At 49.8% G+C, this 19,822-nt stretch carries 20 protein-coding genes; 5 read left to right on the top strand and 15 right to left on the bottom strand.

The window, feature by feature from the left end:
- Positions 1–25 precede the first annotated feature (25 nt).
- Both SEML1_RS01215 and SEML1_RS01210 read left to right on the top strand, forming a co-directional pair.
- Positions 26–1,252: a TRM11 family SAM-dependent methyltransferase gene (locus SEML1_RS01215; RefSeq protein WP_376754240.1), complete on the top strand. Its 1,227-nt coding sequence runs from the start codon at positions 26–28 to the stop codon at positions 1,250–1,252.
- A gap of 135 nt (positions 1,253–1,387) precedes the next feature.
- On the top strand, positions 1,388–1,660 hold the full coding sequence (locus SEML1_RS01210) for a 50S ribosomal protein L27 (protein ID WP_376754239.1): 273 nt from the start codon (positions 1,388–1,390) through the stop codon (positions 1,658–1,660).
- Positions 1,661–1,790: 130 nt separating this feature from the next.
- On the opposite strand, the gene SEML1_RS01205 is transcribed toward SEML1_RS01210, so the two are convergent.
- From SEML1_RS01205 to serS, 15 genes are all read right to left on the bottom strand, one after another.
- Positions 1,791–2,180, bottom strand: a complete 390-nt coding sequence (locus tag SEML1_RS01205; RefSeq protein ID WP_376754238.1) for a response regulator transcription factor — start codon at positions 2,178–2,180, stop codon at positions 1,791–1,793.
- Positions 2,181–2,222: 42 nt separating this feature from the next.
- Positions 2,223–3,440, bottom strand: coding sequence for a S41 family peptidase (locus SEML1_RS01200; protein WP_376754237.1), 1,218 nt, complete (start codon positions 3,438–3,440; stop codon positions 2,223–2,225).
- Positions 3,441–3,501: 61 nt separating this feature from the next.
- On the bottom strand, positions 3,502–4,656 hold the full coding sequence (locus SEML1_RS01195; RefSeq protein WP_376754236.1) for a CHAP domain-containing protein: 1,155 nt from the start codon (positions 4,654–4,656) through the stop codon (positions 3,502–3,504).
- A 73-nt stretch (positions 4,657–4,729) separates the two neighbouring features.
- Complete coding sequence (locus SEML1_RS01190) at positions 4,730–5,722, bottom strand: cell division protein FtsX (RefSeq protein WP_376754235.1); 993 nt, start codon at positions 5,720–5,722, stop codon at positions 4,730–4,732.
- Positions 5,722–6,405: a cell division ATP-binding protein FtsE gene (ftsE, locus tag SEML1_RS01185; protein WP_376754234.1), complete on the bottom strand. Its 684-nt coding sequence runs from the start codon at positions 6,403–6,405 to the stop codon at positions 5,722–5,724. The genes SEML1_RS01190 and ftsE overlap by 1 nt, the downstream gene beginning before the upstream one ends.
- Before the next feature lie 74 nt (positions 6,406–6,479).
- The gene (locus SEML1_RS01180) at positions 6,480–6,965 is read right to left on the bottom strand and encodes a hypothetical protein (protein WP_376754233.1); all 486 of its coding nucleotides are present in this window, start codon (positions 6,963–6,965) and stop codon (positions 6,480–6,482) included.
- A 7-nt stretch (positions 6,966–6,972) separates the two neighbouring features.
- On the bottom strand, positions 6,973–8,055 hold the full coding sequence (gene prfB, locus SEML1_RS01175) for a peptide chain release factor 2 (RefSeq protein ID WP_376754232.1): 1,083 nt from the start codon (positions 8,053–8,055) through the stop codon (positions 6,973–6,975).
- The gene (locus SEML1_RS01170) at positions 8,055–9,101 is read right to left on the bottom strand and encodes a M48 family metallopeptidase (protein WP_376754231.1); all 1,047 of its coding nucleotides are present in this window, start codon (positions 9,099–9,101) and stop codon (positions 8,055–8,057) included. Before SEML1_RS01170 ends, prfB begins: the two co-directional genes overlap by 1 nt.
- Positions 9,102–9,297: 196 nt before the next feature.
- On the bottom strand, positions 9,298–10,605 hold the full coding sequence (gene murD, locus SEML1_RS01165) for a UDP-N-acetylmuramoyl-L-alanine--D-glutamate ligase (protein WP_376754230.1): 1,308 nt from the start codon (positions 10,603–10,605) through the stop codon (positions 9,298–9,300).
- Between the two features lie 88 nt (positions 10,606–10,693).
- A complete protein-coding gene (locus tag SEML1_RS01160; RefSeq protein ID WP_376754229.1) occupies positions 10,694–11,302 on the bottom strand; it encodes a hypothetical protein in 609 nt (202 codons plus the stop codon).
- A gap of 244 nt (positions 11,303–11,546) precedes the next feature.
- The gene (locus SEML1_RS01155) at positions 11,547–12,827 is read right to left on the bottom strand and encodes a M16 family metallopeptidase (protein WP_376754228.1); all 1,281 of its coding nucleotides are present in this window, start codon (positions 12,825–12,827) and stop codon (positions 11,547–11,549) included.
- A 1-nt stretch (position 12,828) separates the two neighbouring features.
- Positions 12,829–15,456 (bottom strand): preprotein translocase subunit SecA, encoded by a 2,628-nt coding sequence (secA, locus tag SEML1_RS01150; protein ID WP_376754227.1) that lies wholly within the window; start codon positions 15,454–15,456, stop codon positions 12,829–12,831.
- Positions 15,457–15,603: 147 nt separating this feature from the next.
- On the bottom strand, positions 15,604–15,978 hold the full coding sequence (hpf, locus tag SEML1_RS01145) for a ribosome hibernation-promoting factor, HPF/YfiA family (RefSeq protein WP_376754226.1): 375 nt from the start codon (positions 15,976–15,978) through the stop codon (positions 15,604–15,606).
- A 77-nt stretch (positions 15,979–16,055) separates the two neighbouring features.
- On the bottom strand, positions 16,056–17,183 hold the full coding sequence (locus tag SEML1_RS01140) for a quinone-dependent dihydroorotate dehydrogenase (protein ID WP_376754225.1): 1,128 nt from the start codon (positions 17,181–17,183) through the stop codon (positions 16,056–16,058).
- A 3-nt stretch (positions 17,184–17,186) separates the two neighbouring features.
- Positions 17,187–18,431 (bottom strand): serine--tRNA ligase, encoded by a 1,245-nt coding sequence (gene serS / locus SEML1_RS01135; protein WP_376754224.1) that lies wholly within the window; start codon positions 18,429–18,431, stop codon positions 17,187–17,189.
- A 117-nt stretch (positions 18,432–18,548) separates the two neighbouring features.
- Here serS and SEML1_RS01130 point away from each other — a divergent pair, with 117 nt between their 5' ends.
- From SEML1_RS01130 to SEML1_RS01120, 3 genes are read left to right on the top strand one after another with little or no spacing between them, the layout of a single operon-like run.
- A complete protein-coding gene (locus SEML1_RS01130) occupies positions 18,549–19,292 on the top strand; it encodes a hypothetical protein (protein ID WP_376754223.1) in 744 nt (247 codons plus the stop codon).
- Entirely contained in the window at positions 19,261–19,410 is a 150-nt protein-coding gene (locus tag SEML1_RS01125; protein ID WP_376754222.1) for a hypothetical protein, read from the top strand. The genes SEML1_RS01130 and SEML1_RS01125 overlap by 32 nt, the downstream gene beginning before the upstream one ends.
- Before the next feature lie 50 nt (positions 19,411–19,460).
- Complete coding sequence (locus tag SEML1_RS01120; RefSeq protein WP_376754221.1) at positions 19,461–19,793, top strand: hypothetical protein; 333 nt, start codon at positions 19,461–19,463, stop codon at positions 19,791–19,793.
- The last annotated feature ends 29 nt before the right edge of the window (positions 19,794–19,822 follow it).

The raw sequence follows: 19,822 nt of genomic DNA, 5'->3' as shown, positions 1-19,822 counted from the left end.
TCGGTGCACGGTGTATAATAACACTATGTTTATCGCGATATTAGGCCGCCAGCCAGCACTCGGCGCTACCGAACTAGAACGTTTGTATGGCGGTGATCGTACGCGCTGGTTCTCCGATCGCGCAATGCTTATAGAATCAGATGCGTTTGATTTTAATCGTTTGGGCGGCAGCCTAAAAGCCGGGCGCATCATCTTGCAGACGAATGGTAATTGGCAGATGATAAGTCGCACAGTCGTAGACCGCTACGCTAAACAATGGTACGGCATACCACACAAAATAACACTTGGTATAAGCGCGTACGGTTTTCGTATTTCATCGCGCGACGTACAGAAAACCGGACTTTTATTAAAAAAACAGCTGCAGCAATGCAGTGTTAGCCTGCGACTCATTCCGAATACCGAGCCAGCCCTTAACACCGCCGCGTCGCACCACAACAAGCTTGGCTTGTCGCCGCATAAAATTGAGTTGCTTATCGTACGCAACACATCTGGACGCGTCATCATTGCGGAGAGTATCGGCGCGCAGAATATTTCCGCCCTTGCCGCCCGCGACCAAGTACGGCCGCGCACCGACGCATTTGTCGGCATGCTGCCGCCAAAGCTAGCGCGGATGATGGTAAATTTTACAGGGTTACCTGAAGAATTTGATAGTTCAGCAGCAGAAAGCACATCTAGGCTCTGCATTCTTGACCCCTTCTGCGGTACGGGCACCGTATTGCAAGAAGCACTCCTCAATGGCTACTCTGTTGTTGGTACCGACCTAAGCCAAAAAATGATTGATTACACGACTGAAAATCTAGCATGGCTGCGCCAAAAATTCCGGACAACGGGCGAAGTTATTGCCCTGCAGCAAGCAGACGCTACCACTTTTCAGTGGAAACCGCCGCGCGCTATCAACGCCGTCGTCTGCGAGACCTACCTAGGGCAGCCGTTCTCTGCGCCGCCTCGCCTCGAAAAGCTGCACGAAGTCGCCGGCAATTGCAATCATATCATCACCACATTTTTACGTAATATTCATTCGCAGCTCGGCGATGCGGCGCCGCTTGTCCTCGCCGTGCCCGCCTGGCGCGATCACAGTGGACATTTCACTCACCTGCCGCTTATCAAGCATCTCGCAGATTTCGGGTATCAACGCATTCCCCTGCATCACATTCACCCTGAACAACTCTTATATTACCGCGAGAACCAAGTCGTCGCCCGCGAAATCCTTATTCTTACGAAAAGCCCAAGCACAAAAAGTATGCGATACTAATACGATACTACTATATATTATCCAGCCGCTTCTGTAATCTCGCCAACAGCAGCCTCCCCTATTGACGGCAGCCAATAAGCGGTGTACAATAGAGCAGATTGTTTTTTATATTTTATTAGTACGTAAAGGAGTCGTATGTCACACGTTAAAGCGGGAGGCTCAAGCAAGAATAACCACAACAATGCGGGCGCACGCCTAGGCGTCAAGCGATTCGGCGGGCAGAGAGTCCATGCAGGTGCAGTACTCGTTCGCCAGACCGGCGCGACAAAAATCGCCGGCAAAGGCACGTATATGAGCCGCAACTTCACTATTCATGCCGCCAAAGACGGCTTCGTCAGTTTTGTCAAAGTTAGGAAACGATCGTTCACTGGACGAACACATCCACGTACGCAAGTAGTAGTTCAATAATAAATTACCGACATAGACCAGAATAAAGCCCTCTTCAAGACGTAAGGGCTTTATTTTATGACTGATAGCACAAGAGAGCGTGATGCTATTACGATACTACCGGTACTGGAACGCAAGAACGCGACTAACCCTAATCGTTCATTATACCCAAGTGGTGGCGCACTCGCTCAACGACATCGCTAATCACAACTTGCGATTTTACGAGGTAATCGTCTGCGCCAAGCTTCTCTGCCCGTTCCTTATCTTTTGGCTGGCTGAGCGCCGTTAGCATAATAACGCGGACATTCGTTGTATCTGGCGTGTTGCGAAGGATATCAAGCACGTCAAACCCGCTGATCTTCGGCATCATCACATCAAGCAATATCAGATCAGGGCGGTACGATACTGCCGCCGACAGTGCATCCTCGCCATTATGCACTTCTTTAATATCAAATCCCTCAAGTTCAAGCCGGGCGCGATACACCGCAGCGAGCGACGCATCATCTTCAACCAACAAAATCTTTTTCTTCGCTGCTTCCATACTTGCTTTTATAATATACCAGGTTCAGTATAAGCACAAGTGCTATGACGCCAATACCGACTGAGCTGCCTCCATTTGCGTATCTTTTCCAGCATTTGCGTCGTCCTTCGTAATATGAATCGTTGTATCCGGTGTGATACCTTCTTTCGTGATATTTTTACCTTTTGGCGTATACCAGCGCGCCGTCGTTACTTTGAGGATACGCCCGTCCGACAGATTAACGATTTTCTGCACCGTACCTTTGCCGTATGTCTTTTCACCAATCAACGTCGCCTTCCCATACTCCTGCAGCGCGCCCGCAACGATTTCACTTGCACTAGCCGTGTTGCCATTCGTTAAAACAACTGTTTTCATATCGCCAAGCAACGCATGCCGCTCTGTTTTCACCGTATCAACCACTTTACCACCAGTCTTCTCTGTCACGACAACTTGATCATTCAGCCACACGCTGGCAAGTGCCTGCGCCGCTGTTAAATACCCGCCGCCATTATCACGCAAATCAAGAACGACACCCTTGACTTGCTTATCAATAAATTCCTGCGCCGCACGCCGTGCCAACATACCCGTCTGCTCGTCAAACCGAGAAATCGTCATCACACCAACGCTATTAACAACATCCCAACGCACGCTCGGATCATTTACCTGCGCGCGCGTGATAGCGTATTCTTGCTTCGTCTCGCCGCGCCGCATTGCGAGTTTCACTGTCGTACCGGCATCGCCGCGAACTTTACCGGCAACATCTGCCGCCGTTTTGCCGTTCATCGACTCGCCATTCACAGATACGAACACATCGCCTTTTTGCAACCCCGCTTTTGCCGCCGGAGAGTCGTTGATAACACGCAAAACCGTTGGCTGATTATTCTGCACGCCAATCTCTGCGCCAATCCCTGTTAAATCGCCGTTCAGACTTTCCTGAAACTCCGCCGCTTCCTTTCCATCCATAAACACCGTATGTTTGTCGCCGGCTGCTTCAACCATGCCACGCGCTGCACCATCGGATAGCTTCGACGCATCAAGCTCACCATCGTAATTACTCACCAATTCGCGATACGTTTCTTTAAGTATCGACACGTCAAGATCGCGCTGAGCAACTTTCACGCCAAACACTGGCGCAACGATCCGATACAGTTCATCGCTTCGTGTTCCCGCTACAAATGCGACAATCACCGCAAGCGTCAGCGACGCTACGAATACCGACTGCGGTACGCCACGCCGCACATTCTTTTTTGAGCTTGTCCGCTCATTCCCCTCTGAAGTCATAAGCACTATTATAGCGCACTCCTGACGCGTGCGCTATACATTCCAAACGGACCTCATAAGCCTAAAAGTAGATATATGTCAAACCAGCCGCCGAGCGCGAATAGTGGTGATACCGGCCCCAGCCAAGCCCGTCAGAGTTATTGTTGTAGTCGCTGACCGTAATCGTACCGTCGCCGTTCACCGCCTCAACATACATCGCGTGCCCATACACGCCGACATATTGAATCGCAACCGAGCCGGCTTTTGGCGTTGAACCATTCGCAATACCGTAGCGCGCTGTCGTTGACGGCCATTGGTTCGCGTTGCCTGCGCCGCCAAAGTGAGGCACGAAGCGCCCCGTGCTTGCGACCTTCCACGCTGCATAACTCACACATTCGCGGTTATACAGACCCCAGCTATCGACAATCGTGTCTTGTTCTGCATTCGCCCAAACCGACGGATAGCCGCCGCCGCTCGCCGAGCCCGAACCAATGTTAATATTATAGCGCCGCGCCGCCGCTGCCATCGCTGCCGCCTGCTGCGCGCGCAGGCTCTCAATTTCGCCTGAACGCTGGCTCACAAGTGCCTGATACGCAGACTCCTGCCCTTTCGTCTCCTCGACAAGCTTCGCCTGCTCCGCCTCTTTTGCAGCAAGCGATTGCTTTTGCGCCTCTTGGTCTTTAATGACGTTTTCGACGTCTTTTTTCTGCTTTTCGAGCTGCGTTTTGAGTTTGTTAATCTGTTTAATCGTATTGCTCAAGCTCTCTTGCATAGATGAACGATATTCTTGCTTGTCAACATAATCGCCGATATTATTGCTGCTCGCAAGCATTTCAAGCGGCGAAATTGAATCGTCCACATACATATCAGCAACGATGTCGCCGAGCGCATCTTTCGTATCGGCAATCTTTTTCTTAGTCGACACGATGTCTTGGTCAAGCTTATCGCGCTTAGCTTGGCTCTGCGAAATTTGCCGCTGCAATTCAGTTTTTTGCGCCGTTAACTTGTCAAGTTCTGCTTGCAAGTTGCCCGCCAGCACGCCTAAAGCAGATGCCTGCTGCTTATAGTTGTCGGACTCTGACTGTAACTGCTTAATCTGCTCGTCGTATTGGTCGGCAAACGCTCGCCCCGCAAGCATTAAAGGAGTTGTTGCGCCCATCAAAACGGCTGCTGCCACAAGCGCCGAGCGTGTGACGATGCCTTTTGACGAAACTGGTGTGGTGGACCGCTGTTTCATTACTTCTAATGTATCAAAGCATAATCGCCATGTCAAGCGCGGAAACGGTACATTTTTTATTTTTATATTTTATCTAAATCTTCAAATATCGCCGCGTTGCGAGTGCCGATGAAATAACACCAATCAGCGCGCCAAACCCAATCATCACAAGCAGCACCACCCCTAAATACATTGTCAACGTATTCGTAGTATTCGCCGTCGCGATTCCGTATGACTGCAGTTTTTCACTTGCCGCCACAAACAACGACACGCCGATCATCGTCGCCAGCACCGCCGCAATACAGCCGTATACTACCGCCTCAACCAGAAACGGTCCGCGAATGAAGCTTTTTTCGGCGCCGATCAGCTTCATCATTTCAATTTCATCCTTGCGGTTAAAAATCGCCATACGAATCGTATTAAACACAATCAGCGATGAAATCACAACAAACAGAATACTTGCCGCTAACCCTGCACGCTGTGCAAAATTCGCCCACCGACCAATGTTTTCGATCGCGTTGCGCCGCGAGCCGGCAAACGATGGCGCACGGTTCAGATCGACAATCGGTTTCAGCTCTTTATTTTTCTTCACAAATTCGTCAAGCTGCGCCGTATCGTTAATATTTTTCAGATTGATACGAATAACCGCTGGCAGCTTGTTTGTCGCCTGACTGATTGCTTCAAGCACGTCTTGATCGGTTTTATTATTTTGCGCGTTCTGCGCGCGCGCCTGTTCCGACGAGATAAACGTGACATTTTCAACGTTTGATAGCTGCCTCAGCGCATGTATTACCGGCTTCGCCTGCTGTTCGGTTGTACCCGTCCTAAGATAAATTGACATATCAACTTTTTTGCTTAACTCCGCCACCGAATCGGCGAGCACATTACTCGCAATTACCGTCGCAAAGATAATAAGCAACGTAATTGTCATTACTGCTGTTGCCGCCACTGTCAGCCAAGCGTTGCGCGTAAAGTTATTGATACCATAACGGCACATGCGTACAAACGTCAACCATTGCCGGCGGTGGCGTTTTTGCTGTGCAAGTGCGCGCGTATTCTTCTTTACCTTTTTTGCCGGCTTTGCCATTACTGTTTATAACTCCCTTGCGCCTGATCGCTTGTAATCTTGCCATGGTCAATCGTGATCACGCGCCGTTTCAACCGGTTTACGATCTCAACATTGTGTGTCGTTAAGAGCACCGTCGTACCATAGCGATTGATTTTTTCTAGCAAGCGAACGATGTCCCAGCTATGCCTCGGGTCAAGATTCCCCGTCGGCTCGTCGGCGATCAAAATCTTCGGCTGGCGCACTACCGCCCGCGCGATCGCCACCCGCTGGCGCTCGCCCCCCGACAGCTGATGCGGAAACTGTTTTTCTTTACCTTTCAATCCTACAAGGTCAATTACCTTCGGCACCGTGTTCCTGATCTCGCGGTTCGTCATGCCGGCAATCTCCAGCGCAAATGCCACATTTTCAAACACTGTCCGCTGCGGCAACAGCTTGAAATCCTGAAATACGACGCCAATTTTGCGGCGCAGCAGCGGCACATGCTTATCTTTCAGCGTGTCATAATCAATACCGCCAACGACAATCTTGCCGCTCGTTGGTTTCTCTTCGCGTGTCAATAACTTTAATAGCGTGCTTTTACCCGCACCGCTCGTCCCAACGATAATTACAAATTCCTTCGGCTCAACATGCAAACTCACCCGATTCAACGCCGGCTTCGCATTTTTGCCGTACGACTTCGTCACCCTATCCAACAGAATCATACGTAACCAGTATAGCAGGTTTACGCACAAAAAAGAAAAACTGCATCAAACGCCTTCACGCAAAGTTACAGCGTCTACTTCTCTTCTAAACGATCCTGGGTATATTTCACTAGCCAGTCAACTTCACCGATACCAACAATTACCCCATCTTCGCCTTGGACTATCTTTCTACAACCGTCCTCCCCAATTTCAACTTCAAGGAACTCACGACACACGACGTTATACCCACTTTTATACTTGCCCTCCAACGAATACACAACTCCCTTGTCCTCACTATCACGAAAAATGACAAGGGCATTAAAATCTCCGTCTAGATCAGAAGCTTCAACGACAAAATCAATAGACACACCTTCATGCTCTCCTGAAGGTAAGTTTGCACTAGCCTGAAACCAATCAGAGCTTCCGCCTCGCCTTCTCATTCTCCCCCTCTTCGGCAGCCCTGGGTTCTCACATACATCAATAAAGAATTCCCGGAATTTATCGCCCGCCCGCCTCGCTTCTTCAAGAGATAGCTCATTTGAATACGGATTGTTGTTACGATTTACTGGTTCACGTCCCATAATTATGCTACGAATCCACTGCCCACGTCAAATACGCACTCATAAACCCGTCTATCTTGCCATCCAACACACCTGCAGCGTCGCGATCCTCGTATTTCGTGCGTGTATCTTTCACAAGGGTATATGGGTGCAATATATAATTACGGATTTGCGCACCCCAACTTGCTGATTCGCCCGCACGTAAATCAGCAAGCGTCTCCGCGTGTTGCTCAAGCTGCATCTGTGCTAAGCGGCTTTTCAGAATCTTAAGCGCTGTTTCCTTATTCTGGATTTGGCTGCGTTCATTCTGAATTGCAACCACGATTCCTGTCGGAATATGCGTAATGCGCACAGCGCTATCAGTCGTATTCACGCCCTGTCCGCCATTACCGCCGCTGCGGTAGATGTCAATACGCAGATCTTTGTCGGCAATCTGTACTTCGTCTGGAGCGGCAATTTCCGGCATAATCTCAACCAACGCAAAACTGGTTTGCCGCAAATTATCAGCATTAAACGGACTAAGACGCACTAAACGGTGCACGCCATGCTCGCTTTTCAACCAGCCATAAGTATATATTCCACGCATAATGTACGTTACATTTTTAATCCCCGCTTCATCCCCCGCCGAACGCTCTACGAGTTCAACGTGCATATCATGTTTTTCCGCCCAGCGCAGATACATACGCTCAAGCATTTCCGTCCAATCTTGCGCATCAGTGCCACCTGCACCGCTGCTTAGTTTCACGATAGCCGCATAGTCGTCGTACTCGCCTTGGAATAACAAATCGCGGCGGCGATTCGCATACTCCGTTTCAAGCGCGCTAATCTGCTCATCAAACTCAGCTATCATTGAGTCATCGCCCAAATCCATCAGCTCAACAATATCGTTTGTTTGTGAACGCAATACCTGCCACGGCTCAATCTGAGTACGCAATGCCGCCGATTCGCGCGACAACTGCTGCGCGCGCTCAACGTTCGCCCACACATTGCTATCGGCAAGCTGGCGATCAATCGCAACTAGCTCTTCTGCTTTCGCATCAATATGCAATGTTTCGTATGCGCTGCGGATCTGCTCCGACAGATCGCTCGCGCGCTTTTTCAGCGGTTGCATTAAGCTTCTGACGCATTGTCGCCTTTTGGCGATCCTTGCGAATTTTTACGTTTACGCGGCGGCACGGGCGGTTTCGGTGTTTGAGTTGAAGCTGCCGACGACTGCGCCGCCATTTCTCCATTTGGCGCGGATTGAACAGGAGTAGCGGATGCTGTTTGAACCGGTTGCGCCTGCGCCGCGTGAAACGCTGTATCCCAATAATCTACTTGGCTTAAGCGCCGCACCAAATACGGATGATCACTAAACGTCTGTGCAAAACGATTCATCGGGCGTTCAGCCTTATACTGCAGCCATTGGCGCGCAACATCGTTCATGTCTTTCGCCGTGTCCGGACCGACGTGCACTTTAATGAGCGCATTCTTCACGAGTGCCGCGTCGCCAATATACGCCAATGCCAAACGATCGGCGGTAAATTCAGTCCGGCGGCGCCAGAATCCTGCAATCCAGTTGCCAGCCATATTGATGATCGGAATGATCAAAAACGGTATCAAATACACCGATGCGTCGGTATGCTTGTATTTAATGTGCGCCATCTCATGGACAACGATCACTTTCAGTTCGTCTTCCGTTAGATAGCGAATTGAACCTGAATGCAACACAATCGCATATGGACGCGCAAATCCAAATGCGTACGCATTAATCACCGGATTCTGCGTAATAAAAATCTCAACTTGCGGCATTTCTAAGTCCGCCGCAACTTCATTCGACCAATCGCGCAGCCAAGCGTACGCGCTATACTGCACTTCAAGCGAGTTACCAAGCATCTGCTGGCGCATCATACGAGTCAAAAACATGCCAATACCGAGCGAAACCGCCAAAAATACACAGCCGAGCACAAGCGCAATAAGGAGACCGATAACACCACCAAGAAACGTGACGCCGCCCAGATGCTTAGCGACTTCATCAAAATAGCTATAGATAAAGTACCCGAATGTCAGCAAAAAGAAAACGCCAAACGTTACGCCTAGCACGACATTGTCGCTTGACATACGTGCGCGCTCCACGGCAATTTTTCCTTTCGTATATTGGTATGGCTGTTGCTGCATTGATTGATGACTCCTCTACCTGCGGACGTACCGCACATCATGGTTGATAACCCCAAAGCTCGCGCTTACTTCCTCTAGTATAACAATATCGCCGGCTCATGACAATTACCCGCGTGCCGAGCAGCAAGCCTGATGTTCTGCATATCACTCCTTATTCCGCAGGGGTTTTATACAAATCAAGCCAATCATCGCTTCGCTACAACGCCTGTACAGCCGCCACAAACTGATCGCCGCGATCATTATACGAAGCAAACTGGTCAAAGCTTGCCGCTGCGGGGCATAAAATGACTACATCGCCAGCCTGCGCTGTTGTCGCTGCGGTGCGTACGATTTCCGCCATTGGAACTTTGCCTTTGACAATCAGATTAGCCTGTGGCGCAACACTATATATCGTCTGAGCAATTTTCTCAGCATTCGAGCCCATTAATATCACGGCGCGCATATTACTGCGGGCGATTTCTTTAGCAAGCGCTGTATAATCGCCGCCTTTGTCGTGTCCGCCTAGAATCAAAACTTTCGGCTGCGCAAATGCGCCAATCGCCGCGATAGCGCTTCCCGGCGTCGTCGCAATGCTATCGTCATAATACGTCACGCCGCTTTTTTCAGCGACACGTTTCAGGCGGTGCGGCAAGCCCGTAAATGAGCGTAGTCCATGGTAATACATTTCTAGCGGAATGCCCGGAAACGTCATCGCAACAGCACTCATTGCCGCACACGCGTTATCAAGATTATAGCCACCCGGCAATTGCACGGCATCGGTTGGGCATACTTGGCGATTCTGCGACATGAAGTACACGCCGTCAACATACACCTGGAAGTCATCAGGAATACCGTACCGGTACGCCTGCCCTTCGCCGCCCGACGCGAGCGCAATTTGCTGCGAATAAATATTCGTTGGGTGATATATTGTAATATCATTTGCCTGCTGATACCGGCAAATATTTGATTTCGCATCAATATATTCATCAAACGTCCGATGAACATCCAGATGATCCGGTTCAATCATCAGCACAACCGCAATGTGCGGCGATCGCTCCAAATCCCACAGCTGAAAGCTGCTTAACTCATAAATCACCACATCACGCGGTGTAATCTGCGGCAGCACGTCAAGCCCTGGCGTACCGATATTGCCGACCGTATGCACCGTTTTGCCCGCCTGGCGCAAAATCGCCGCGATCATACTGCATACCGTTCCCTTGCCTTTCGTTCCCGTCACGCCAATAATCGGCGCCGGACACTCGGCGAAAAACTCATTTGTCGCCGACCAAATTTTTCCCAGTGTGTGAATATGATATGGCGCGATACTTGGCGTACGAATCACCAGATTAACATCATTCAACCGCTCCGAAAAGACATTCGTACCAGTGTGAACAATTATATCGTCAGCCGGGTTTTTTATATCATTTTGATCAACAATCAGAAACTCAGCGCGCGGATACTTGCGCCGGAAATACTTCAGACTCGCCCGCCCTTCAACGCCATATCCTGCAATCGCAATCTTCATGCTTCTATTTTACCAAAAAAAGTAAACACCCCGCCAGAGCAAAGTGCTTACTCTGACACTCTGGCGGGAACACAACCCTCTTGAGCGTTTACCTGCTGTTCGGCAGGTCATTGTACGCCTGTGGTGAAAGCGTAACAATTGCAGACGCATCGCTGCCGTGACGTCCGAAAGCGCTTGCTACGACTGGAGCAAGCCCCTGCCGATCAAGATCGTCGGAAACCTCATAGTTTTTCGTCTCCGACAGAGTGTCTCGATGACAAGTCCACCATCCGGCATCGATAACAACCGAACAGCTTGACATCTCGCGATGAATGAGCACACGAGCATCACGCTCGTTAGACCAGATACCACCACCCATGTCCAACTTAACGCTCGGTTCAGCTGTCTCAGATTGAACAAATGTCACTTTCGCTGTCGGAATCTCAAGGATATAGGATCTGCCATCCTCGGCAGAGAACCCAATCGAAAGCCCCGTCGCCGGATTCCATGAGCCTGAACCGTAAGTGTAGAAAAGCGCGCCAACGACACGCATATCACCAGACGTGCCAGCGAAACGTTCGCCCAGCTGGAGTGGATACTCTTTACCCGATTCCAGGCCGAAATGAGACGAGATCTCTGCGATCGTCGCAGCACGTGTCTCGGATTCCGAACGCGGCGGCAGCGCCGTCATACTATATACGACAACGTTTGCTATCACATATAGCGCGCAAACATCTCTGATGATAATCCGCCCAGGATGATCATCTACACCGCTTTCATATGCTAAACCCGCAACAGCGAGGAAACCTACCAATATGCCTATAGCTGCAAAAGCCAGCCCAGCCCCGGATGCAGTAAAGCTCATTACCCCTCCCAAGAAGATCTACAATACACCCCCTGTTGGTGTATTGTCTAGGTTCTAGGATACAATAGAATCACACAAAAAGCAAATTTTAATAATGTCACTTGAACAACGTCTCAAGCTTATTGTTAATTCGCACAATGTCGTCCTTCGCGCCACTACTGACGCCCGCGAACACCCAAGTATTTGCATCAATAAACTCGCGCGCCGTACGCAGCATACGCTCGCGCGATACGTTACGGATTTCATCTGGCACGTGCTCGTAATCTTTTACGAAGCCATCGCCGAAATAGCGCCCGCGGTAAAAATTACTAATCTGCGCAACCGTTTGCGCGCCCATCTGATAGCGCCCAAGCGCGTATGATTTTGCGGCATCAAGTTCCTCTTCGGTAATTTCACCATTCAGCACCGCACGGATTTCGCGCGCGATAATATCAAATAGTTTATCGGCTGTCTCTAAATTAACCTGCCCGCCAAAATCCCAGCCGCTATCGTAGAATCCTGTCGATGTTTCGCTAAACATGCCGTATGCTAAGCCCTTCTTGCGCGCGGCGCCAAAAATACGCGAGTGCATCGTGCCGGTTAAGATGTGGTTCAAACACGCCATCGCCTCATCTTCATCATCATCTAACTCACGTGGCAACGCCATACTCCAACCAAAAGTCAAATTACTCGCCTCTTTGCGGCGGATCAAGGTCGGACCAGCCTTCCTTAATTCATCACGCGGCACGTCAAAACGTTTACCCCGCGGAAGTTCCCACGCTTCAAGCATGCGCTGGATGTGCGCCTTACGCCCATGCAGGTTTCCGGCAATAACAAAGCGCATATTATCACTCGTGTGTGTTAACGTATGATGATGACGGATGTGCTGAAGTGTCACATTATCTATCAGCCGCAAGCGCTGCCGAAACGTATAAACATCCTCGCCCATCAGCTGCTGAATTTTTGGCCATAATACATACCCATTATTGTTCAAATAACCCGTAAGCTCGCTGCGCACATTGCCTTTTTCGGCATCAAGTTCCTCTTGCTTAAACCGCGGCTGGCAAATCGCAACTTGCTGCAAGCGCAGGATTCGCTCCCATTCAAAATCCGCGCATTCCGCCACATACACCATCGACAAATCGCTTGTCATTGCATTATGGTAAGCGCCATTCTTTGTAAATTCTGCTTCGTAGGCGTGTTCGTTCGCAAACTGCGCGTTCGCGCCAAACGCCATATGCTCCATGATGTGTGCTGTTTCGTACACATTTTTATCGCCGACATAGCGGTTGCCGGCACGAAAATGAAAGCGGAAACTCATCACCGTCGCGCCTGGCACATCAATCAACAATCCGCGCGCGCCATTTGCTAAGCGCACCTCTGATACCGTATGTTTCATCTTATCGCCTCTTCTTACGGTTTTGGCGCTGCGCCTTTTTCTTCTTGCGCGCAACGTTGCGTTTATGGTTGATGTCGGCGTTAGTTTTGGTCGTTTTTACTTTGGTAAAATCACGATCGCGATTCTCCTCGCCGCCGGTAATTTCGTTCACGCCGTGCTCAACTGATGTTTCCGCAAGTTTAGTCAGTTCAGTTTCGTGGTCATCATCAACCGATTCGCGGCTGATTGCATCGGTCGGGCGCACATGATAAATCGCCCGCAGCACTTCGTCGCGTAACGTCGCTTGCAAACTGTCAAACAACTTCTGCGACTCGCTGCGGTACTCAACCAGCGGGTCGCGCTGCCCAACACTGCGCCAGTGAATGCCCTCGCGCAAATGCTGCATGTTCTCTAAGTGCTGCATCCACAAGGTATCAAGCACCTGAAGATACACTTCGCGCTCAATCCGGCGGATCAGATCTTCGCCCATTTCCGACTCTTTCTCGGCATACAGTTTTTGCGCCGCCTCAAGCGCTGTCTCACGCCGTACGCGGTCCTTTTTTATCGCACCAATCTTCTTAATTTCTTCCGAATCAAGCGGAATAATCTCTTCAAATTCCTCGGCAAACTTCGGGTTGTTCTTAGCGGGCACATCTGTTAATTCAGCTACCTTAACGCCAAGCAGCCGCTGGATTTCTGGTTTGATATTATCGCCTTCAAGAATCTTGCGTCGCATCGTATAAACAACCTTGCGGTGGCGATTGATCACGTTGTCGTATTGAACAACATTTTTACGCGTATCAAAGTTATAACCTTCAACACGCTTTTGCGCCGCCTCAAGCGTCTTTGACACAGCTTTGTTTTGAATCGCCGTCTCCTCGTCGACCCCTAAACGTTCCATAAGCGCCGCGATACGCTCTCCCTGGAAGATTCGCATCAAGTCGTCCTCGGTCGATACGTAAAACTGCGTATCACCCGGATCTCCCTGGCGGCCGCCGCGTCCGCGCAGCTGATTATCAATACGGCGCGATTCGTGGCGCTCGCTGCCAATCACCACGAGCCCGCCAAGCTCTTTTACGCCTTTGCCAAGCTTAATGTCAGTGCCGCGCCCAGCAATGTTTGTTGCAAGCGTAATTGCACCCTTTTCGCCTGCCCGCGCAATGATTTCTGCTTCGCGCTCATTATTTTTCGCATTGAGAATCTCATACTTAATCCCTTCTTTATCCAGGTAGTCGGCAATCATCTCATTTTTAGCAATACTGCCCGAACCAACAAGCACGGGACGCCCCTCAGCGTGATATTCTTTAATCGCCTGCGCTACTGCCTTCAACTTGCCTTTTTCAGTTTTGTATATCAGATCTTCGTGGTCTTTGCGAGTAATTGGTTTGTTCGGCGGCACGACCACGACATCAAGTGAATAAATTTGTTGAAACTCTTCGGCTTCGGTGAAAGCCGTACCCGTCATGCCGCTTAATTTCTTATACAACCGAAAGTAATTCTGGAATGAAATCGTCGCAAGCGTCATACTTTCTTGCAGGACCGGTACGCCCTCTTTCGCTTCAATCGCCTGATGCAGCCCTTCATTGTAGCGGTTACCCTGCTTCAAACGACCAGTATGCTCGTCAACGATGATCACTTCGCCATCGTTCGTCACTACATAATCTTTGTCGCGATGGAATAATGTTTGTGCGCGCAAGGCCTGATCCATATGATACACACTGCGCACATATTCCGGTGTGTACAAATTTTTTATACCAAGCATCTTTTGGACCTTCTCAACACCCTGATCACTTAGCGCTACCTGCTTATGCTTTTCCTCAAGCGTGTAGTCGTCAGGCGTCAGCTGCGACGCAATTTTCGCAAACTGATAGTAGCTATCCGGATTTTCAGCGGCCGGCGCGCTGATAATAAGCGGCGTACGCGCTTCGTCGATTAGAATTGAGTCGACCTCGTCAACAATCGCAAAGTTGAGTTCGCGCTGGCGCACCAGCCCGATTTCGTTCACCATGTTGTCGCGCAAATAATCAAACCCGAACTCATTATTCGTCCCGTATGTAATATCCGCCTCGTAAGCCTCTTTGCGCGTGCAAGGGCGCAACTTTTTCATGCGCGGGTCGGTGTGGTTCTCATTGTCGTATTCACGGTCATATAAAAACGACGCATCGTTGATGATAACACCCGTCGTCATGCCAAGCGCGTCATAAATCTGCCCCATCCAGCCGGCGTCGCGCTGCGCCAGATAGTCATTCACCGTCACAATGTGCACGCCCTTACCTTCAAGCGCATTCAAATATGCCGCCAGCGTTGACATGAGCGTTTTTCCCTCGCCAGTCTTTAGCTCGGCGACATTACCTTCGTGCAGCACCATGCTACCGATCAACTGTACATCGTAATGCCGTTCGCCGATCACACGGTCAGCCATTTCGCGTACCACCGCAAACGCATCCGGTAAAATCGTATCAAGCGTTACGTTTTTTTTCTTAAGTTTTTTGCGTAGCACATTAGTCTGCGCCGCCAGATCGTCAGTCGACATTTTTTTATACTTTGGACCAAGCTTATTAATCTCGTCAACTTTTTTTTGTAAACGCTTCAAAATCCGCTTCTGCGGATCGCCGAACACTTTTGTCAACGCTTTGTCTCTCGTAACCATTCAAACCCTCTCCATTTGCTAGCTAGTTCAGAAAATCTACGCTTTATTATACTATTGAGCGCATTATAAATAAAGGGTTGTCAAAAGAAAAACAGCTCAAGGTGCTGATCGGCACGCGAGCTGTTTACGATTATCACTATTAAAATCTTACGCTTCGCGGTCGTAACTACGCTTAAACCGCGCCAAAAGCCCGCGCCGCCCAACGTGCGGCACGCGGTCTTCTTTGTATTTACGCAACTGCGCTGCTAACTTTTGCTCAACAATATCGGTCGCAGCGAGCACATTAACCGTCGAGTCTTTTGCCTTTATCGTTTTATCCGGCACGGTCAAAACCGCCTCAACCTCATACTTATTGCCATGGTCGCGATTAACTTCCTCAATTTTCACGACGGCACTGATTGTTTTGCGAGCGTGGCGCGTAACAAGCCTATCAAGGGCGCCGATTTTTTTGCGAATGTATTTTTTGGTTGGCTCATCAGGAGTATAGCCCCCGATACCGGCTACTTCGACATCTGCGATCATTTCTAAGATCCTTTCGTTTAACCGTTAGTATGCCTTTAGTATAGCATGATTTTGCGGCGAGAATACGCAGCAAAGGTTTACGAGCGATGCGCCGACCCAACCGCCTCGGTAATTGTCGCAAAACCATCGCGGTCAAGCAGCTTCACAAGCCCTTCGTTAATCTCGCCTACAACCTGCGGCCCCTCAAACATAAGCGCCGTTACCATCGCAACCAAGCTTGCGCCTGCGCGAATTTTTTCATAGGCATCAGCCGCCGTAAACACGCCGCCAACACCGATAATTACAAACCGGTCGCGATACGCTTCGTATGTTTTATAAATCAGCTCCGTCGTAATTTTCTGCGCCGGTAGTCCGCTCAAGTTGCCTTTTACATCATTGCTAAGTTCATCGGGATGTTTTAATTTTGCTCGATTTTTCACCAAATTTCCAATCGTCAGGCCGGCGACGCGGTGTTTGTCTGCGACGCGCAGCAACGCTTTGAATTGCGTCCACGATTTATCGGTCGGCAATTTGATAAACACTGGTTTTGTCAAGCGCAATTCGTCAATTGCTGAAAGCAATTTTTCTAACCGTGCCGGCGTTGTAAACGGCTCGCCGCCGTACGTATTCGGGCAGCTAACATTCACCTCGTACAGCGGCACGGCGTTTGCCGACTCAAGCAACCGCAAACTTGCACAATAATCTTCAATCGCTTCATCATCCGTCGCCGTCTGCGGCGAATTTGTTTTCGCAACCGACACGCTCAGCGAAAAATCACGCCATAATTTCCGAGGATACGAACGAATACGCTCGATATTGCGCTCAATCCCATTGTTTGCCAACCCAACGTTAACGACGATTGATTTCTCGCTCGGCAACCGCTTAAACCACGGGCGCGGATTACCGGCGCACACATGAGCCGTCGTCGAACCGCCAATCTCAAACCCCAGTCCGATTCGTTTTGCAATTGGCGGTAAATCAAAATTCTTATCGAGCCCTGCCGACATACCGATCGGATTTTTGAAGCGAATCCCGAGGAGCTCCTGCTCTAATCGCGGACTTTGGTAGCGCCACACATTCAGCACACCAGTAAGCCGCACTTTCTGCAATCCGCGCGCCGCTATAATCATATGCGCATGCGCTTTGTCCGGGTGCTCGCGGAATAATAACGGCTTCGCGATATGTTTATAGCCCTGCCGGCTCAGTCTGCGAATTACTCGCTTCACTGTCTAAATTTCCTCGCGGTTACCCATATATGGTCGGAGTACTTCAGGAACACGCAGCTTGCCGTCTGCTGTTTGGCAGTTCTCTAAAATTGCTACCAAACTCCGCGCCAAGCTCACCGCCGTACCATTCAGCGAATGCGCCGTATCAAGCGAACCGTCAGGGCGGCGCACGCGAATATTCAGGCTATGCGTCTGAAAATCCGTACAGTTTGAGCAACTCGTTAATTCGCGGTACGTACCGTCGACCGGCGACCAATATTCAATATCGTATTTTTTGAACGCCGGCGCGCCCAAGTCTCCTGCTGCAATATTCACCACATGGTATGGAATGCCGATAGCTTGCCAAATTTCTTCTTCAAGCGATAAAATCTTTTCGTGCATATCAAGCGATTGCTCGGGCGTGCAAAAGATATACATCTCCAGCTTATTAAACTGATGAACGCGGAACAATCCACGTGCATGCTTGCCGTACGTACCCGCTTCTTTGCGGTAACACGGGCTATAGCCGACGTAATAAAGCGGCATTTTTTTCTCATCAATTACATCATCAGCGTGATATCCAGTGAGCGGCATTTCCGCTGTACCAATCAGCGTCAGATCTTCGCCCTCAACAAAATATTGGTCGTCGCTCACATTTCCTTTCGGCGCGAACCCTGCACCCTCAGCGGTGCGTGAATTTACCATGTGCGGCACCGTCATATAGGTGAAACCTTTTGTGATCAGAAAGTTAAGCGCAAATTGCGTCACCGCGTTTTCAAGCAGCGCCAAATCACCTTTTAGATAATAAAATTTCGCACCGGCAACCTTTGCGCCACGTTCAAAGTCAACCCAACCGCGCTTCGTCGCATAATCCAGGTGGTCAATCGCACCCGTCGGCTGCTCGCCCCAGCGCTTAACTTCCACGCTATCAGCTTCGCCGCCGAGCGGAACGTCATCAGCGGTCACGTTCGGCACAGCCTTGATCAGTGCTATACATTCAGTGTCAGCCTTTTTTAGGTGCTCCTCAAGCTCAATAAGTTCAGTCTTTATCTGTTTACCCTGATCAATCAATTTTTTCTCTGGCTGCCCGTTCTTCATTTTTGCAGCGATTTCATTCCGCTTCTGACGTAACTCATCAACTTGCCGCTGCAACGTTCGCCGCGAATCATCCAACTCTAGCAATTGCGCAATTGAAACTTGATACCCCTTTTGCGTCGCTGCCGTCTGTACGCGCTCCGCATTCTCTCTAATGAACCGAATATCTAACATGCTTTTATTTTACCATAGTACATACGGGCGGCTGGTATTGCTTTTTCATTGCACTTATGATATAGCGGACGCTAAGTTAGCAAATAAATAGAAAGAAAAACTATGCGATCACCAAATATGATAGCACCAGCTCCAAGAGGAGCAGAAGAGATAAACGACCAAGAGGGTAGCTGGACGGCAGAAGACGATACCGCATACCAAGCATATGCAGAGCAAGGGGCGCAAACACCATCCGCAGAGGATAAATCAAGCAGTATCTCAGGAGAAACATCCGACGTTTCTTCGCAAGAAACTACAGACACTAACACCACTGAGCAAGAAACTGCGCAAGCTGACAGTGAGCCCATGACTCCGGATCAACTCACTGATAAAGAAATCCTCGGCCGAAGTTACCCGGTACGCCAAATGGTAAAAGAGGCAAATAATCAGCGCATGAAGCTAATTGAAGGCGCTAAGATGGCTTGGACCAATTTAAAAGAAACGCCAAAATTACTTCGCCTTAACTTTCGTAACTGGCTCGCTGACGGTCGCGTTGCGCGCCAAAATAAACGATACGAGGACGCCGTCAAAAAAACGGGCGAAGATAGCCGTCTTGCACAACGCCGCAGGAGTAAGCTCGAAGCGGCAAAAAAGCACAAAGAGAGTATCTCGAAAGATCGAGATACACAAGAAGAGACTATGCTCGCCCGCGAACGAACTGTCGGAGAAAATGCCGAGCAGCGACGAAACGAGAACATCAAAGAGCTCGCAGACCGTGCAGTCGACGCTAAAGCACGCAAGGCATTGCGGCATGAGTTACGAGAACAAGGAGCTTCTCGCCGGGAAGTTCGTGAAATCCTCGCCGGAATACCCGACGAGTAAAAACGGAATGTCGGTAGAGCCGCTATTGAGCATGCTATTGCTAGCAAAGACGCTGACACCGCCAGTGCTGCTGCGTCCGAAGCTCGCGCAGAAAGAGCCAGTATCGCAGAAAAACTAGGTACTATTGAGGACTACAACTATACAATTAATAAACTGAAAGAGTCTTTGGTGAAAGCACAGGCTGAGGTAGATGAGCTCACTAATGGAGGAAAGGTTGACAAAAATGGAGTGGCACTCGGTGTATGGTCACCCGCAGAGAAGACGGAGGAGCTGCAAGCGGCAAAGGACAGAGTGGCGGCAATTAAAGATAACATCGCGCTATACGAAAAACGATTAAAAAGCCCCAAACTAGAAAAAGCCTCATTGGAGCAAACAGCGCAAACACGATCAGAAGCGTGGGAAGAAGCTGATCGTCAAGAGCAAACGATGCAAGAACAAACCGCTGCACGAGCTGACCTCTATCAAAAAGCGGTCCGTGGAGCGCTCCAGGAAGAAGAGTAGCCGCAAAACACACGCTAACAAAGAGGAGC

This window comes from Candidatus Saccharimonadaceae bacterium ML1 (assembly GCA_030253535.1).
Classification (GTDB): domain Bacteria; phylum Patescibacteriota; class Saccharimonadia; order Saccharimonadales; family Saccharimonadaceae; genus Saccharimonas; species Saccharimonas epibionticum.
This window is presented reverse-complemented; position numbering and strand designations above follow the sequence as displayed.

What these genes read in the sequence shown, in the direction of transcription:
- SEML1_RS01215 (WP_376754240.1), top strand. Translation starts at nt 26, where the DNA reads ATGTTTATCGCGATATTAGGCCGCCAGCCAGCACTCGGCGCTACCGAA.
- SEML1_RS01210 (WP_376754239.1), top strand. Translation starts at nt 1,388, where the DNA reads ATGTCACACGTTAAAGCGGGAGGCTCAAGCAAGAATAACCACAACAAT.
- SEML1_RS01205 (WP_376754238.1), bottom strand. Translation starts at nt 2,180, where the DNA reads ATGGAAGCAGCGAAGAAAAAGATTTTGTTGGTTGAAGATGATGCGTCG.
- SEML1_RS01200 (WP_376754237.1), bottom strand. Translation starts at nt 3,440, where the DNA reads ATGACTTCAGAGGGGAATGAGCGGACAAGCTCAAAAAAGAATGTGCGG.
- SEML1_RS01195 (WP_376754236.1), bottom strand. Translation starts at nt 4,656, where the DNA reads ATGAAACAGCGGTCCACCACACCAGTTTCGTCAAAAGGCATCGTCACA.
- SEML1_RS01190 (WP_376754235.1), bottom strand. Translation starts at nt 5,722, where the DNA reads ATGGCAAAGCCGGCAAAAAAGGTAAAGAAGAATACGCGCGCACTTGCA.
- ftsE (WP_376754234.1), bottom strand. Translation starts at nt 6,405, where the DNA reads ATGATTCTGTTGGATAGGGTGACGAAGTCGTACGGCAAAAATGCGAAG.
- SEML1_RS01180 (WP_376754233.1), bottom strand. Translation starts at nt 6,965, where the DNA reads ATGGGACGTGAACCAGTAAATCGTAACAACAATCCGTATTCAAATGAG.
- prfB (WP_376754232.1), bottom strand. Translation starts at nt 8,055, where the DNA reads ATGCAACCGCTGAAAAAGCGCGCGAGCGATCTGTCGGAGCAGATCCGC.
- SEML1_RS01170 (WP_376754231.1), bottom strand. Translation starts at nt 9,101, where the DNA reads ATGCAGCAACAGCCATACCAATATACGAAAGGAAAAATTGCCGTGGAG.
- murD (WP_376754230.1), bottom strand. Translation starts at nt 10,605, where the DNA reads ATGAAGATTGCGATTGCAGGATATGGCGTTGAAGGGCGGGCGAGTCTG.
- SEML1_RS01155 (WP_376754228.1), bottom strand. Translation starts at nt 12,827, where the DNA reads ATGAAACATACGGTATCAGAGGTGCGCTTAGCAAATGGCGCGCGCGGA.
- secA (WP_376754227.1), bottom strand. Translation starts at nt 15,456, where the DNA reads ATGGTTACGAGAGACAAAGCGTTGACAAAAGTGTTCGGCGATCCGCAG.
- hpf (WP_376754226.1), bottom strand. Translation starts at nt 15,978, where the DNA reads ATGATCGCAGATGTCGAAGTAGCCGGTATCGGGGGCTATACTCCTGAT.
- serS (WP_376754224.1), bottom strand. Translation starts at nt 18,431, where the DNA reads ATGTTAGATATTCGGTTCATTAGAGAGAATGCGGAGCGCGTACAGACG.
- SEML1_RS01130 (WP_376754223.1), top strand. Translation starts at nt 18,549, where the DNA reads ATGATAGCACCAGCTCCAAGAGGAGCAGAAGAGATAAACGACCAAGAG.